Source organism: Rhizobium sp. CCGE 510, assembly GCF_000292525.1.
Lineage (GTDB): Bacteria > Pseudomonadota > Alphaproteobacteria > Rhizobiales > Rhizobiaceae > Rhizobium.
The window spans coordinates 1-1258 of sequence record NZ_AEYF01000069.1; the positions used below are offsets into that span (position 1 = coordinate 1).

2 protein-coding genes are annotated in these 1258 nt (G+C 64.9%); both read right to left on the reverse strand.

Going from position 1 to position 1258, the window contains the following annotated elements; translation table 11 throughout:
• Nucleotides 1-274: hypothetical protein (locus tag RCCGE510_RS32290; RefSeq protein WP_007637620.1), on the reverse strand; the 274-nt coding region annotated here is incomplete at its 3' end.
• Nucleotides 274-1158 (reverse strand): hypothetical protein, encoded by an 885-nt coding sequence (locus RCCGE510_RS32295; RefSeq protein ID WP_037080763.1) that lies wholly within the window; start codon nucleotides 1156-1158, stop codon nucleotides 274-276. The genes RCCGE510_RS32290 and RCCGE510_RS32295, both read right to left, overlap by 1 nt.
• Nucleotides 1159-1258: the final 100 nt, after the last annotated feature.

Genomic DNA, 1258 nt, shown 5'->3' on the forward strand with positions numbered 1-1258 from the left:
CGTCCTGCCGGGCGAGCTTTCGCGTGAGCGCATCAACTTCAGGCTGACGTTCGGCCGTCAGAGCTGCCAGATTTGCGCGGTAGCGTTCGAGGAAGGCGCCCGGTTCCGGCGGCTTGCCGCGGCGATAGCAAGGCGGGCGCCGGCCAGGCAGCGGAATGAACGCTGTCATGCGCCGCGTGATCTGCGGGTCGATGAGATCGAGATGGTGCTGCGTCTGCCGCCGTGCTGCTTGCATGCGGGTGAGTTGCGCCGCCTGTTGCTGGACATTGGCCATCACGCCACCCTCCCGCGCCACCCGGCAAAACTTGAAGGGCCACCATAGGCGACGTGCTTCCCCTCATCGATGACGAAACCGAAGCGGCCGACGGCATATTCCTGGCTCGGCACCAGGAAGCGGCGCTCATCCACGTGCTCGCCGCGCGTGCCGCCGATCGTGGCGATCACCTCGGTCATGCCGGGGTGATGCTCCGACCGCAGCGCCGAGATGACGATCCAGTCCTCGGCATGCTCGCGTGCGAACGCCTGGGCGTCCTTCGCGCAAGATTCGCCCGGTGCGAGCGATCGACCGTGGATCTCTTCCCAGGCATCGGGCCAACTGTCGCGGGTCGTCTTGTCGGCGCACTTGCGTTCATACGCCGTGAACAGGTCCGGAAAGGTACAGGCAACGATTGCCCAGGCGGCATCCTCCTCGTACCAGCCGCCGTCTGCCCTCAGCGTCTGATGGACCTTGGCGTTGCGAGCGGAGGAGAGGTGGAAGCCGCCATGGCCAGCCGTCGTGTGGCAGACGATACCGTCGGCGTAGGCGGTAGCGCCTTGGGACGGACCCCAGGGCGTGCTGCAGGTCATTCGCACGGTCTGTCGGGAAAGGAGCCGCAACTCGCGGCAATGTTCCGCCTGTTCGACCATGCGGTCGCGAAAGGCTGCTTCGTCGGCGACCGCGCCATGATGGGAATAGAAATCCTCGCGTTTCAGCTCGGTGAGCGGCCGTGACACGCGCCAAGCACTGGCGAGGAAATAATGGCCGTCGCCGGCCGGTACCATGGCAAAGACGAGATCACTGAGGCGCGCGACAGCGATGCCGTCGGCGGCTCTGGCGAATTCCACCCTTAAATCTTTAGGGGTAGAGACCTCTGTTTGGAGCGCGCGCGCCGGGTTCATGCTGCGGCCCACCCTTCGATGTAATCGGCGGCAATCTCGTCGGCGGTCACCTCATCGAGAACGGCGTGGGGATATCCATGGCGTTTAAGCCATTTCTCGG

Bases quoted from the DNA above. Each gene is read 5' to 3' on its own strand.
- RCCGE510_RS32295 (WP_037080763.1), bottom strand. From the start codon at position 1,158: ATGAACCCGGCGCGCGCGCTCCAAACAGAGGTCTCTACCCCTAAAGAT.